16 protein-coding genes are annotated in these 13,199 nt (G+C 60.4%); 7 read left to right on the top strand and 9 right to left on the bottom strand.

Features of this window, described 5'->3' with window-relative positions:
• Window positions 1-4: 4 nt before the first annotated feature.
• The 4 genes from ACZ1G7_RS14865 to ACZ1G7_RS14850 are packed head-to-tail and all read right to left on the bottom strand — an operon-like array spanning window position 5 to window position 4,120.
• The gene (locus ACZ1G7_RS14865) at window positions 5-2,110 is read right to left on the bottom strand and encodes a molybdopterin-binding protein (protein ID WP_472660165.1); all 2,106 of its coding nucleotides are present in this window, start codon (window positions 2,108-2,110) and stop codon (window positions 5-7) included.
• Window positions 2,107-2,601 (bottom strand): molybdopterin-guanine dinucleotide biosynthesis protein B, encoded by a 495-nt coding sequence (gene mobB, locus ACZ1G7_RS14860; protein ID WP_472660164.1) that lies wholly within the window; start codon window positions 2,599-2,601, stop codon window positions 2,107-2,109. Before mobB ends, ACZ1G7_RS14865 begins: the two co-directional genes overlap by 4 nt.
• Window positions 2,598-3,200 (bottom strand): molybdenum cofactor guanylyltransferase MobA, encoded by a 603-nt coding sequence (gene mobA / locus ACZ1G7_RS14855; RefSeq protein WP_472660163.1) that lies wholly within the window; start codon window positions 3,198-3,200, stop codon window positions 2,598-2,600. The genes mobB and mobA overlap by 4 nt, the downstream gene beginning before the upstream one ends.
• 41 nt (window positions 3,201-3,241) lie before the next feature.
• Window positions 3,242-4,120, bottom strand: a complete 879-nt coding sequence (locus ACZ1G7_RS14850) for a formate dehydrogenase accessory sulfurtransferase FdhD (RefSeq protein ID WP_472660162.1) — start codon at window positions 4,118-4,120, stop codon at window positions 3,242-3,244.
• A 60-nt stretch (window positions 4,121-4,180) separates the two neighbouring features.
• On the opposite strand from ACZ1G7_RS14850, the gene ACZ1G7_RS14845 reads away from it, so the two are divergent.
• Together ACZ1G7_RS14845 and ACZ1G7_RS14840 are read left to right on the top strand one after the other, a co-directional pair.
• On the top strand, window positions 4,181-4,879 hold the full coding sequence (locus ACZ1G7_RS14845; protein ID WP_472660161.1) for an AzlC family ABC transporter permease: 699 nt from the start codon (window positions 4,181-4,183) through the stop codon (window positions 4,877-4,879).
• Window positions 4,876-5,205, top strand: coding sequence for an AzlD domain-containing protein (locus tag ACZ1G7_RS14840; protein WP_472660160.1), 330 nt, complete (start codon window positions 4,876-4,878; stop codon window positions 5,203-5,205). Before ACZ1G7_RS14845 ends, ACZ1G7_RS14840 begins: the two co-directional genes overlap by 4 nt.
• Here the strand turns inward: ACZ1G7_RS14840 and ACZ1G7_RS14835 are convergent.
• On the bottom strand, window positions 5,202-5,666 hold the full coding sequence (locus tag ACZ1G7_RS14835) for an Lrp/AsnC family transcriptional regulator (RefSeq protein WP_472660159.1): 465 nt from the start codon (window positions 5,664-5,666) through the stop codon (window positions 5,202-5,204). The genes ACZ1G7_RS14840 and ACZ1G7_RS14835 overlap by 4 nt on opposite strands.
• 119 nt (window positions 5,667-5,785) lie before the next feature.
• Window positions 5,786-6,217: a large conductance mechanosensitive channel protein MscL gene (mscL, locus tag ACZ1G7_RS14830; RefSeq protein ID WP_472660158.1), complete on the bottom strand. Its 432-nt coding sequence runs from the start codon at window positions 6,215-6,217 to the stop codon at window positions 5,786-5,788.
• A 148-nt stretch (window positions 6,218-6,365) separates the two neighbouring features.
• Between mscL and ACZ1G7_RS14825 the strand changes: the two genes are divergently transcribed.
• Complete coding sequence (locus tag ACZ1G7_RS14825) at window positions 6,366-7,064, top strand: glutathione S-transferase family protein (RefSeq protein ID WP_472660157.1); 699 nt, start codon at window positions 6,366-6,368, stop codon at window positions 7,062-7,064.
• 40 nt (window positions 7,065-7,104) lie between these two features.
• Complete coding sequence (locus ACZ1G7_RS14820; protein ID WP_472660156.1) at window positions 7,105-7,410, top strand: DUF6958 family protein; 306 nt, start codon at window positions 7,105-7,107, stop codon at window positions 7,408-7,410.
• Between the two features lie 16 nt (window positions 7,411-7,426).
• On the opposite strand, the gene ACZ1G7_RS14815 is transcribed toward ACZ1G7_RS14820, so the two are convergent.
• Together ACZ1G7_RS14815 and pheT are read right to left on the bottom strand one after the other, a co-directional pair.
• Entirely contained in the window at window positions 7,427-7,876 is a 450-nt protein-coding gene (locus tag ACZ1G7_RS14815) for a YtoQ family protein (protein WP_472660155.1), read from the bottom strand.
• Between the two features lie 13 nt (window positions 7,877-7,889).
• The gene (gene pheT, locus ACZ1G7_RS14810; protein WP_472660154.1) at window positions 7,890-10,292 is read right to left on the bottom strand and encodes a phenylalanine--tRNA ligase subunit beta; all 2,403 of its coding nucleotides are present in this window, start codon (window positions 10,290-10,292) and stop codon (window positions 7,890-7,892) included.
• Between the two features lie 199 nt (window positions 10,293-10,491).
• Between pheT and ACZ1G7_RS14805 the strand changes: the two genes are divergently transcribed.
• Entirely contained in the window at window positions 10,492-10,680 is a 189-nt protein-coding gene (locus ACZ1G7_RS14805; protein ID WP_472660153.1) for a hypothetical protein, read from the top strand.
• 34 nt (window positions 10,681-10,714) lie between these two features.
• Here ACZ1G7_RS14805 and pheS read toward each other — a convergent pair whose 3' ends face one another.
• A complete protein-coding gene (gene pheS, locus ACZ1G7_RS14800; RefSeq protein ID WP_472660152.1) occupies window positions 10,715-11,788 on the bottom strand; it encodes a phenylalanine--tRNA ligase subunit alpha in 1,074 nt (357 codons plus the stop codon).
• A gap of 334 nt (window positions 11,789-12,122) precedes the next feature.
• Between pheS and ACZ1G7_RS14795 the strand changes: the two genes are divergently transcribed.
• Both ACZ1G7_RS14795 and ACZ1G7_RS14790 read left to right on the top strand, forming a co-directional pair.
• A complete protein-coding gene (locus tag ACZ1G7_RS14795; RefSeq protein WP_472660151.1) occupies window positions 12,123-12,851 on the top strand; it encodes an OmpA family protein in 729 nt (242 codons plus the stop codon).
• Window positions 12,848-13,114: a hypothetical protein gene (locus ACZ1G7_RS14790; RefSeq protein WP_472660150.1), complete on the top strand. Its 267-nt coding sequence runs from the start codon at window positions 12,848-12,850 to the stop codon at window positions 13,112-13,114. Before ACZ1G7_RS14795 ends, ACZ1G7_RS14790 begins: the two co-directional genes overlap by 4 nt.
• Window positions 13,115-13,199: the final 85 nt, after the last annotated feature.

The following is a 13,199-nucleotide window of genomic DNA, read 5'->3' as shown; positions in this document are numbered from 1 at the left end:
ACCGCTAAAGCCCGAAGCTGCCAAACGGGATGTAGCGCACCAAATCCCCCTCGCTGACCTCCCGCGCGTCATCGCCCAGCTCGACCAGCCCATCTGCCCAGCTCAGCCCGGAAATACGGCCCGATCCTTCGGATCCAAAAACTTCAACCCGGCCATCTGGCGCTATCCGTGCGCGCAAATATTCGCGCCGCCCGCGTTTCTTGGATTTGGAGAACGCGGCAGGCACATCAAAGCCCTGCGGCTCCAACCAAGCGCCGCCCGCCAGCACGGACAGGGCCGGGCGCGCGAAAATCAGGCTGCACACGAAGGCCGCGACCGGGTTGCCCGGCAAGCCAAAGACCGGCACGCCCTCAAACATCGCAAGCGCCAAGGGGCGGCCCGGTTTGATCGCGATGCGCCAATGGGTCAGCATCCCATCTTCGCGCAGCAGCGCGGAGACATGATCCTCATCCCCCGCCGACGCGCCGCCAGAGGTCACGATCACGTCGCAGTCCCGCGCGGCGCGTCGCAATGTGGCGTCCAAAACCGCACGGTCGTCGGGCGCGTGTCCCAGATCGACTGGCTCATACCCCCAAGCGGCGGCCAAAGCCCGCAACATTGGCCTGTTGGCGTCAAAGGTTTTGTCTGCCGGTGTGCCCGGCGCGGGCGGCGCAAGTTCGTCCCCGGTCGACAAAACGCCGACCCGCAACCGCTGGAAGACCGACGCCTCTGCCAAGCCCAAAGCCGTCGCAAGCGCCACATCCTGCGCGCGCATTTTGTGACCTTTGCGCAAAGCGATCTGGCCCGCCTGCATGTCTTCACCCGCCTTGCGCGCGTTTTGGCCGGGCTTGAGCGTGGCGGTGATCGACACCTGCCCGCCATCGACGACCGCTTCTTCCTGCATCACGACTGTGTCGACGCCCGCGGGCAGCAGCGCGCCCGTCAGAATGCGGATCGCATGACCTGCCGGAACGGCGCTTTGATATGCAGCCCCCGGCGCCGCACGCCCCTCAAGCAAAGGCATCGTCTCAGCATGGCCATCAAAGGCAAACCCATAGCCATCAATTGCAGAATTGGCGCCGGGCGGGTTGTCGCGCGCGGCAATCAGGTCCGCCGCCAGAATACGCCCCGAAGCATCGGAAACGGACATCACCTCAGGGCCCACGACATGGCGCAAACTGTCTTTGAGCGAGGCCAGGGCCGTCTCCACCGGCGTCCATGCGACGCCCGCTGGCAGCGCGAAACAGTCATTGGGCAAGCTGTGGTCCGGTTTCGCCATTTGCGCCATCTCTTCCTCAAACCCTACGCCAAGTATCCAGCCCTCGCCCTGCGACGCCCGCCCGTCGGCCAAAATCGCCGAAAGACGGCCCGCTGCGTCCAGCCGCGACAGGCATTCGGCCAAGATGCGCACTTGGGCCGCATCCTTGATCTCACCGCCATATTGCCCGTCCCGAACCGCCCCCGCAATGAGGGAGGGCCAGACCTCGACAAAAGCTACCGGCGCGTCCAACGGCTCAAACGGCCAGACCGCAACCTGACCCGCGAAGGCCTGCCGCAGCCGCGCCAAAACCGGCAACCCCATGATGACTTGGGAGCCGACCGCGCCCGCCCCCGCCAATTGCCAACAGGTGAAACTGCCTGGCGCCTGCTTCTCGACTGTCCGCTTTTCGGCGAAAGTGGTACAGGTGCGATCCAGTCCTTTTCGCGGCACATCCGCGATGTCACGGTTTCGAAACGGGTTGCCCCAAAACGGGCCGATGCCCGGGAACATCGCGTTGATCTGACCGGCCAACTCAATGCGGTTATTGCGATCCGGCGCGTCTTTGACCCGCGTGGCAAACCAATCCCAAAGGGCAAGCGGGTTGTCCTCCCCCGTCACCGCGCGCGCAAAGCCCTGCGGGTAGCCAAAGGCAAAATCAAACCCGATGCAGACGCGCTGCCCGGCGGCCAGCTCAGTCCACAGACGCGCCGCGATCCAGCTTTCGGCCGCAGCGCGATTTCGCAAGTAGGCAGGCGGCTCAGTGACGCCCTGAGACGTCACCCCAACCCAAATCGCATCTTTCTTGGGCCGCGGCCCGGCATCATTGCCGCCAGACCAATCGACGATGATATGGGTGTCAAACAGGCTCAAAGGCCCAAAGTGGAGGCGATGAAATCCGCGATTGCTTTCGTGTCATCGAGATCAAAGACGGGGACAGATATGTCCGGCAACGCCTCGTCGCTTGCGACGGCCTGCACGCTGGCATCCTCAGATGCAATCAAAGGTTGCCCGGTTTCCTGACGATGCGCTTCAACCTTGGGATGCGCGTCGCGTTTATATCCTTCGATCAGCACCAGATCGACCGGCGACAATTTGGCAAGCAGATCGGCCAAAGGAGGCTCATCGGCGCCGCGCAGCTCGGTCATCAGCGCCCAGCGGTTGGCCGATGACAAAAGCACCTGATGCGCGCCCGCGACCCGGTGCCGGTCGCTGTCCTTTCCGGGCCGGTCTACGTCAAAACTGTGATGGGCGTGCTTCACCGTCGACACGCTGAGGCCCCGCGCCGTGAATTCAGAAACCAGCCGTTCCATCAGCCCGGTTTTGCCAGAATTTTTCCAGCCGACAACGCCAAAGACCTTCATGACAGCATCCCCTCAGCCCGAACCAAATCTTCCGGCGTGTTCACATTGAAAAACGGATCAAACCGCTTGGCGGGGAACTCGGCCAATGCCGTGCCGTGCCGATCGGTCCATTGCACCACTTTTCTAAGCCCATCTTGCAAGGCCACGCGCAAATCGTGGCGTAAAGACACCGGCCAAAGCCCGAAGGTTGGGTGCCTTGACAGACCACGCTCCGGATCCGGCGTCGCCGCCAGTGCAATCGGGGCGCTTTCCGCCGCCAGCATCAAATGCGGCACCAGATCGCAGGGGAAAAAGGGCGTGTCCGCCGCGGCCGTAACAATATGGGCGTGGCCCTGTTCGGCCGCCCAATCCATACCCGCTAGCACGCCAGCCAATGGCCCCGCGAACCCGTCAATGCTGTCGGCCACGACGGGCAGGGCGACGTCGAACCGGGACGCATCGCCATTGGCGTTGAGCGCGAGTGCGCAGACCTGCGGCTCCAACCGTTCGATCACATGTTGCAACAGGCTGCGACCGCCCAGGGCAAGCAATCCTTTGTCGCCCCCGCCCATACGGCGCGACAGGCCGCCCGCCAAAATAACACCCGCCGGTTGTTGCATCTACCCGACCCTCCGGGGGGAATATTTTTGAAACAATGAAGTCATGGGCGCGCGCCTTTTCGGCCAGCCTTGCGCGGCTCAGCCGCGACGTTTTGCAAGTCCGCGTCCCAGACCAGCCGCTCCGCGCCAGACAAGCACATGAAGCGCTGCCCCCGCATGCGCCCAATCAGCGTTAGGCCCACTTGCTGCGCCAGCTCAACACCCCAAGCCGTGAAGCCAGAGCGCGAGACCAGCGCGGGGATCCCCATCATCGCGCATTTCATCACCATCTCGGATGTCAGCCTGCCGGTGGTGTAGAGCGTCTTGTCGGCGGCGCTGATCTTGTCAGACAGCATCCAGCCCGCGATTTTGTCGACCGCGTTGTGGCGCCCCACATCTTCCATATAGGCCAGCGTATCGGCGCCCTGACACAGCACTGTGCCATGGATCGCGCCGGCGCTCAGGTACAGGCTGTCGGTGGTGTTGATCTTGGCCGCAAGCGCATAAAGGTCGGACGTGCGCACGGCCAGATCGGGCAAAGTGACCTCAGACAGCTCGGCCATCATGTCACCAAATACGGTCCCGACGGCGCAACCGGAGGTACGCGTTTTCTTGGCGAGCTTGTCTTCATGGTCGGTCTCAACCTCGGTGCGCACCACGACGACGCCAAGCTCCTCGTCATATTCCACGCCGGTGACCACATCGGCTTCCGTCAGCATCGCCTGATTGCGCAAAAACCCCAACGCCAGATAATCGGGGTAATCTCCGATGGTCATGGCGGTGACAATTTCGCGGGAGTTCAGGAAAATCGTCAAAGGACGTTCCTCAACCACGTTGATCTGCTGCGCCGCGCCCGTGTGATCAACGCCCGAAACCGCGCGCGTCAGCCCGACCCCGTCCGGCGAAGGCGCAATCTGATATGAGCCATCACGATTTGGCATTTGACCTTCGCAGCCTCCTGACGTCCTGATGCGAACCAGACGACACACTAAGGCCGACAGATGCAATCCACCACCACCAAAACGGCCTATAAAAGAGGCTTTGCGGCTGCCCTGCCCTTCTTCATCGTCGTCATCCCCTTTGCCACGCTGTTCGGCGTCGTCGCGACCGAGGCCGGTTTGCCGCTTGTGCAGGTCATGGCTTTCTCAACGCTGGTGATCGCGGGCGCATCGCAATTCACCGCTCTGCAATTCATGTCGGAAAACGCGCCGGTGATCGTGGTTCTCGCCTCCGCGCTTGCGGTAAACCTGCGTATGGCGATGTATTCGGCTTCTTTCACCCCGCATCTGGGCCGGGCGCCGACCTGGCAGCGCGCGTTGATCGCCTATTTCCTTGTCGATCAAAGCTACCTGCTGTCCCACACCGAATATGAAAAAGCGCCACAGACGAGCATCCCCTACAAGGTCGCTTACTTTTTCGGGACCGTGACCCCAATCTGCCCACTTTGGTACCTGTTTACTTATGTCGGCGCGGTGATTGGCGAGGCGATCCCGGCGGAATACGGGCTCGACTTCATTGTCCCCATCGCGTTCCTCGCCATGATTGTGCCCGCGCTGCGCACGCTCGCGCATGTGGCCGCGGCGCTGACATCTATTATCTTGGCGCTGTTGCTCGTGGCGGTGCCGTTCAATCTGGGGCTGCTCATCGCCGCACTTGCCGCCATGATCGTCGGTGCCGAGGTCGAAAGGCGGATGTCATGACCTACACGAATGCGGAAATCTGGTTCATCATTATTGCCCTTGGGATCGGCACGTTTCTGGTACGGTTTTCCTTTATCGGGCTGGTCGGGGATCGCGAAATCCCGGAATGGCTGCTGCGCCATCTGCGCTACACGCCTGCCGCTATCATTCCCGGGCTGGTGGCGCCGCTGGTGCTGTGGCCCGCCGCCACCGATGGCCAGCCGGACATAGCGCGGCTGGCGGCGGCCTTTGCCACGGTCGCGGTCGCCTATGTCACCAAAGGCACCGTGCGCGCGATCGCTGCGGGGGCGCTGACGCTCTACGGGGCGCAATACCTGCTGGGCTAGACCGGCAAGGCGGTGGTCTTGAACACGGTCCTCAGCGCGAAGCTGGATTGCATCCCCTGCACCCCCGGCAAGCGCGCCAAAGAACGCCGGTGGATCCGTGCGAAATCTTCGGTGTCAGCCGCCACCACTTTCAACAAATAGTCGGCTGAGCCCGCCATCAAATGGCATTCCAACACCTCCGGGATGCGCTTGACCTCCCGCTCGAATGCGTCGAGCACCTCATCGGCCTGCCCGCTGAGCGTGATCTCAACAAACACGGTCGTGGGTCGGTCAACCTTGCGCGGGTCCAACAATGCCACGTAGTCACGAATGATCTTTTCATGTTCAAGCCGCGCGACCCGCCGATGGCAGGCGGAGGCGGACAGGTTCACCTTCTCCGCCAAGTCAGCATTCGAAATCCGGCCCGATCTTTGCAAAACCGCCAAAATTCGGGCATCTGTTGCGTCAATCTCGGGTTTCATCGCAAATCCTTCGCTGGAATGTCGCCAGCTAAGCTAATTCGTGCAAGCACCGCCAACAAGCGCAAAGAAAAAGGCCCGCCGGGTTGGGCGGGCCTTTTTGGAAACTTTGATCAGAGCGATCAGGCTTTTTTCAGCTCACCCAAGATGTCGGCCAGCAGCTCTTCTTGCGTTGGGCCTGCGGGCTCTTCGGCCGCTTCTTCTTGTGGACCTTCGGCTGCAGCCTTTACTTTGTTGACGTAGCGCACCAGCATGAAGACGACAAAGGCGATGATCAGGAAATTGATCACGGCCATGACGAAAGCACCCCAAGCAAATACGTTGGCGCCCGCTTCGCGCGCTGCCTCCAGCGACGTGCCTGCGGCCACTTCGCCGGCCAGGGTAATGTAGTTGTTGGTGAAATCGACGCCGCCAGATACCAGCCCGATGATCGGGTTGATCAGGTCAGCCACCAGTGAGGTGACGATCGCCGTAAAGGCCGCGCCGATGATGATACCGACGGCCATGTCCATGACATTGCCTTTGGCAATAAAGTCTTTGAATTCGCTTAGCATTGTTAGTCCCTTTTGTTGTCGAAGCCGCGCTTATTTTTCTGTTATGTGCGCTTGCGCAGACGTCTTACCAGATTGGTTAACGTTTTCACGCCTTTTTTCTGCACATTGATCACATAAGTTAGAGGGGAAATTCAGAAAGGTTTCCCCTATGTCCGAACTCTCGGCTTTCCCCATCGACAAGAAGTGGCCCGCAAAAGACCCAAGCGTGCTGCAGCTATACTCTTTCCCTACGCCAAACGGCGTCAAAGTCTCTATCGCTCTGGAAGAAATGGGCATCCCCTATGAGGCCCACAAAGTCACGCTCGCCGACGCTGACGTAAAAAGCCCCGAGTTCCTGTCGCTCAACCCAAACAATAAAATTCCTGCCATCATCGACCCGAACGGGCCGGATGGTGCACCCATCGGGTTGTTCGAATCCGGTGCCATTCTGCTCTACCTGGCTGAGAAATCCGGCAAGCTCATCGGCAAAACCGCCTCCGACAAGGCCAAGGTCACGCAATGGCTGATGTTTCAGATGGGCGGGCTTGGGCCGATGCTGGGCCAGATGGGCTTCTTCTTCAAATTCGCCGGGTCCGAGTGGGAAGATGACCGCCCGCGCGACCGCTACATGGCCGAGGCCAAGCGCCTGTTGGCCGTCCTGGAAAAAGAGCTCGACGGCAAAGACTGGATCGCCGGGGACTATTCAATTGCCGACATCGCGATTGCCCCATGGCTATTGGCATTGGAATTTTACGGCACCAAAGACGCGGTCGGATGGGACAATCACCCCAACCTCATCGCCTATGTCGAACGCTTCCTTGCCCGCCCAGCCGTGCAGAAAGGCCGCGTGACCCCGTCGCGCGACTAACACTTGCCTTAAAAAAAGCGTCTGCCATATCATCTGCACTATGGCAGACGCAAAGATCGAGGTCGAAAACGTCAATGTCCCGGGTCAGGTAACTCGGGTCGACCGTGCCAAATATGAAGACATGAAGCGGGCGATGTTGCGCGTGATGAACGACATGCCGCCCGGCCTCACTGCCAAAGAGATCAAGGACGCCGCCCAGCCATATTTGTCGCCCGAGCTCTTCCCTGAAGGCAAAACCGCCGGGTGGTGGGCCAAAACTGTGCAGCTTGATCTGGAAGCCAAAGGTGATCTGGCTCGTAGCGATACCAAGCCGTTGCGGTGGTACAAGCTCTCGTTATCGCGTTGAAGCCGGGCGCACAGACTTAACCGGGCAGCGTACCGCCCAACACATATCGAAGAATGTCGGAGACCTTTACAGGGTCATCCGTGACCGCCAAGGCCGCTGCATCCACCTCTTTCAGCGCATGCTGGTGCTCTGCGCCGTGTACAACGATCAGCGATTTGCCCAAAGCAGCGGCGTAGCCCGCGTCAAACGCGGCGTTCCATTGCTTGTACTTCTCGCCAAATCGCACCACGACCACATCCGCGTCAGACAGACCCTTTCGGGTGCGGATCGCGTTGACCATCGCGCCCTTGTGGTCATGCCAGTATTTCTGATCTTCCGCGCCCAATATCGCGACACCGCAATCATCCGACGCCGCGTGGTCCGTCACCGGGGCGGAAAACGCGATATCAAGACCCGCGCAGGCCGCAATAATCTGATCCCGCCAATCGGTGTGAATTTCGCCCGACAGGTACACATTCAAGGTCATCGCATTCTCCTGATCAGCCGCGCAGCGCGCCGCCGGTGGCTTTGGTGACTTTCTCGACGATCTTGGCGGCAAGCGCCTCGACCTCCTCATCCGTCATGGTCTTCTCAATCGGTTGGACCCGCACGGTGATCGCCAGGGATTTTTTGCCCTCGCCCAGATTGCCACCGATGAACTCGTCAAAGACGCGCACCTCTTCGATCAGCGTCTTGTCCGCGCCGCTGGCGGCATTGACCAGCGTCAACGCTTCCACATCCGCATCAACCACAAAAGCAAAGTCGCGCTCGACCGCTTGCAGGTCGCGCAAGTGCAGCGCCGCGCGCGCGGCGGATTTCGCTTTCGGGAAAGGCACCTCAGCGGGCCACAAGGTGAACGCCATGGCCGGGCCTTTTACGCCCATCACGTCCAGCACTTTCGGGTGGACCTCGCCAAACACACCCAACACCTTCTTGGGACCCAGACAAATCTGCCCATGACGCCCCGGGTGGAACCAATCCGGCCCGTTGCGCATGATCTGAACCTTCGCAGGCGCCCCCATCGCGCCCAAAGCCGCTTCCGCATCCGCTTTCACGTCAAACACATCAACCGCGCGCCGCGCGCCCAACACGTCATTGGGGCCGGTATAACCAACCAAAAGCCCCGCCGCCTGCAAATGCTGCTCGGCAGGCTCACCGCCATGGAAGGCAGGTCCAACCTCAAACAAGGCTACGTCGGCAAACCCGCGGGCCTGATTGCGCGCCGCCGCTTGCAGCAGCCCCGGCAACAAAGCGGGCCGCATATGGCTCATCTCCGAGCTGATCGGGTTCTCCAACATGCTCGCGTCGCCGCCGCCGCCAAACAAAGCCGAAGCTTTGGCGTCGATGAAGGAATAGGTCACGCATTCATTGTAGCCCAACGCTGCAATCGTGCGTCGCACCGCCTGCTCGCGCTTTTGCATCGGCGTCAGAATGGGCTTCGGGACGCCCACATCCACACGCGCCATCGGTTTGCCTTGCAACTTGGTCAACGACGCAATCCGCGCCACTTCCTCAACCAGATCGGCCTCGCCCTGAACGTCGGGCCGCCAGCTTGGCACCTGCGCCATGTCGCCGTCCATCACAAAGCCCAGATCTTCCAGGGTCTTGCGCTGCACGTCGGCTGGAATTTCCATGCCCACCAGCGATTGCACCCGGTCCGTGTCCAGCTTGTAGGCCCGCGCATGATCCGGCATCGCGCCCGCCATCACCACGTCTGAGGCCTCCCCACCGCACAGATCCAAAATCATCCGCGTCGCGTGTTCGACCCCCACCGGTGTCCAGTTCGGGTCAATCCCGCGTTCAAACCGGTAGCGCGCATCCGAATTGATCTTCAACCTGCGCCCCGTATGCGCGGTGCGGATCGGGTCGAAAAACGCAGCCTCCAGGAAGACGTTGGTGGTTTCTTCGGTACAACCAGAGGTCAGCCCACCCATCACCCCACCAAGGCTTTCAACACCCGCATCGTCGGAAATTACCGTCATGCCCGGCTGCATGGTGTAGGTTTTCTCGTCCAGCGCCAGAAACGTCTCGCCGCCATCCGACAAATGCACGCGCAGATCGCCTTTGACCTTGTCGGCGTCAAACACGTGCAAAGGCCGGTTGCGGTCATAGGTGAAGAAGTTGGTGATATCGACCAGAGTCGAAATCGGTCGCAGCCCAATCGCTTTCAACGCATTTTGCAGCCAATCAGGCGACGGGCCGTTCTTCACGCCCTTGATAACCCGACCGTAGAACACCGGGCAAGCGCCGCTGTCCAAAGCCTCAGGCTCAATCGTCACCCCAATCGGGCAAGGAAAGCCGCCCGGGATCGGGTCTGTGTCGCGCGCCTTCATCACACCAAGCCCGCGCGCCGCCAGATCGCGCGCAATGCCGCGCACGCCCAAAGCGTCGGGCCGGTTCGGCGTGATCGCAATCTCAATCATCGGGTCAATCGTCTCCGGCCGGTTCTCAGCCAGCCAATCGGCAAAGCTGTCCCCCACCTCACCGGACGGCAGCTCGATGATGCCGTCATGCTCGTCTGACAGCTCCATCTCGCGCTCGGAACACATCATCCCGTGGCTCTCGATCCCGCGAATTTTGCCAACACCAATCGTGGTGTCGATGCCCGGCACATAAACGCCCGGCGACGCGATCACGACAGTGATGCCTTCGCGCGCATTGGGCGCGCCGCAAATGATCTGGGTTTCGCCATCCGCCGTTTGCACCTGACAGACCTTTAGCTTGTCGGCATCAGGATGCTTTTCGGCCTTGTTGACGTAGCCAATGGTAAAGGCGCTCAGACGCTCAGCCGGGTTTTCGATGCCTTCAACCTCAAGCCCTAGGTCGGTCAGGGCGTAGGCAATCTCGTCAACGGTGGCATCGGTCTCAAGATGATCTTTGAGCCAGGACAGGGTGAATTTCATCTCTTCGCCTTAATTCAGCAGATTTCATGTCAGCGCGAGGGGTAACGCATCAGGGCCTTGGATAAAAGGGGCGGCAGGCCCGTAAAACGCAACACAATATGTTAAGCATTCGTTGACCTTGCCTTAATCCCGCCACATTTGGGCGGCAATAAGGCGGAAGTGGGGCAGTAGTAACGATTCTTAAGTTTTTGGGTATAGTATGACCTCCTTCATCGCCGACATCGTCGCCACCGTGTTTCGCCCGTCAATAGCGGTGCTTGCGGTTGCCATTGCACTGGGCATTGCGTCCTGGGATCACAATGCACATTTCGCCGACGCAAAACACGTCGACCTCACCGATTGGAGCTGCACAGGGCTGTTCAAACCCATCTGCCGCGCCTTCAACTAAGCATTGAAAATGTGAAACAGCCGCGCCCGACGGGTTAGCGGCTCAAGCCCGCCGCAAGGTCTGGCTGATCCAACGCGGCGAAGCCGTAATGGCGCAACCACCGCAAATCGCTGTCGAAAAACGCCCGCAAATCCGGGATGCCATATTTCAGCATCGCGATCCGGTCGATCCCCATCCCAAAGGCGAAGCCCTGCCACTCAGTTGGGTCAATGCCACCGGCCTCCAGCACCTTCGGGTGCACCATTCCGGATCCAAGGATTTCCAACCAGTCATCACCCTCGCCCACTTTCAGCTGACCGTTGTCCCACGAACAGCGGATATCGACCTCAGCCGAAGGCTCCGTGAATGGGAAATGGGAGGCGCGGAAGCGCAGTTCAACGCCGTCCACCTCGAAGAAGGATTTCACGAACTCTTCCAGCACCCATTTCAGGTTCGCCATCGAGATTTCTTTGTCGATTGCCAGCCCTTCCACCTGATGAAACATCGGTGTGTGGGTTTGGTCATAATCGGCGCGGTACACGCGGCCCGGGCAGATCACCCGGATGGGCGAGCCCTGGTCCAGCATCGACCGGATTTGCACAGGCGAGGTATGTGTCCGCAGCACATGCGGTGGGCGATTGTCGCCGTCGTCGCGGTGCATATAGAACGTATCCATCTCGCCGCGCGCCGGGTGATGGCTCGGAATATTCAGCGCGTCAAAATTGTGCCAGTCATCTTCGATCTGCGGGCCCTCGGCCACGGCAAACCCCATATCGGCGAAAATGGCGGACACCTCTTCGGTCACTTGGCTGATCGGGTGGATCGTGCCCGCAGGCCGGCCTCGCGACGGCAGGGTCACGTCCAGCCATTCGGTTTTCAAGCGCTCGTTTAGCGCCGCATCCGCCAGACCCGCTTTCTTGGCAGCAATGGCGGAGTTCACCTCATCCTTCAGCGCGTTCAACGCCGGCCCTGCAACCTGACGCTCTTCCGGGGTCATCTTCCCCAGCTCGCGCATTTTCAGGCTGATCTCACCCTTTTTGCCCACTGCCGTCACGCGGATGGTTTCCAGCGCGGCCTCGTCCGCCGCGTCGGAAATCTGACCAAGATATTTTGCCTTCAGATCGTCCATGACGGCCTCCAGAATTCACTGTTGCGGTGCTACATCCGGACGCCCCCAAGTGCAAGCGGGCCGGAAACCGCCAAATCCAAAAAAGAAAATTGAGTCATTTCAATCGCTAAGCGGGCGAGTGAGTCTTAAGAGTCACGCTGCCGAAAAAACCGCAAAATACAGTTATTTTTGGGGTTTAAGACACAACATCAAGCATCTTAACATATCATTAACTTTTTGCCCGAGTTCGATTTGAAAACCGTTTGGGGACGGCGTCAAACCAAGCTGCCAAGTAGAAAAGTTTAGTCAGGATGCGGCGCCGCAAGGCGGGCCGTGCGTGTTGGGGGAAGTAACAATGAAGCCGCTGGGCGTTGAGCTGGTGAAGCAAGGGGGTGCCTGTGCCGTGGCGCTGCTGGGCTTCTCGGTTGTCGGTGTGACCGCCTGGGCGGGGCTCGACGCCGCGCGCGTTAACCCACCGCTGCCGCTGGACCCGCCACAAGTTCATGACATCGCACTGATCAGCGCGCCCGCGCCGTTGGTCATCCCCGCCATCACCGACACAACACCCCCGCTAGAGGCCCCGAAACGCATCGTGGTCGCCGCTGCACCAGCGCCCCAGGAAATCGCAGCCCCCAAACCCGCGCCACAGGTCACCGTCATCGCCGTGACCCCACAAATTGCGGCGCCAACCACGGCGCAATCCGATGACAGCTGTGTGGCCGAACTCGCAGCCTTCACAGCACGCAAAACCATCCAGTTCCGCACAGCCAGTGCCACGCTCTCCACAGACCAAAAAGACATGCTGCGCCAGGTCGGCCAAATGGCGCAAGACTGCCCCGACGCGCTGGTCCAGATCGAAGGCCATACCGACAGCACCGGCTCTGACGCGATCAATCTCAAACTCAGCTGGAAGCGCGCGGAAAACACGCTCGCGGCTCTCGGCACGCTTGGCATCTCGACCGATCAGTTCGAACCCGTCGGCTACGGCGCCCGCATGCCATTGGCGCAGGGCGACACCACAGATGAAGACGTGAACCGCCGCGTCGCCTTCAAAGTTTTGAAGAAACCGGAGCTGGACCAATGACACTGTCGGCGCTTTTGCAATTCGCCATTTTGGGGCTGACGATCGCCGCCTCCGGCGCCATCGGGTTCTGGCTCGCCCGCCAGTTGGGCTATGGCGCAAACACCGACACCAAGACCACAGAAAAGATGGCGCAGACCATCGAGCAGCTGCGCATGCGCGCGGATCAGGCAGAGGCTGACAAGGTCCGCGCCCTGATCGCATCGGAACGGGACAGAAAACGGATGGAGGCCCTCGACCCCATCTACCGTCACGCCGCCGAGTAAAGCGCGTAGATCGCAGAAACTAAAAAAGGTCGCGCCAACTGGAGCGGCCTTTTTTGTTATTTCTTGCGCGTCAGTCTGCTTTGCG

The organism is Litoreibacter sp. JB4-2 (assembly GCF_055693445.1).
Note: the sequence above shows the minus strand (reverse complement) of the source record. Positions and strands in the feature narration are given on the sequence as shown.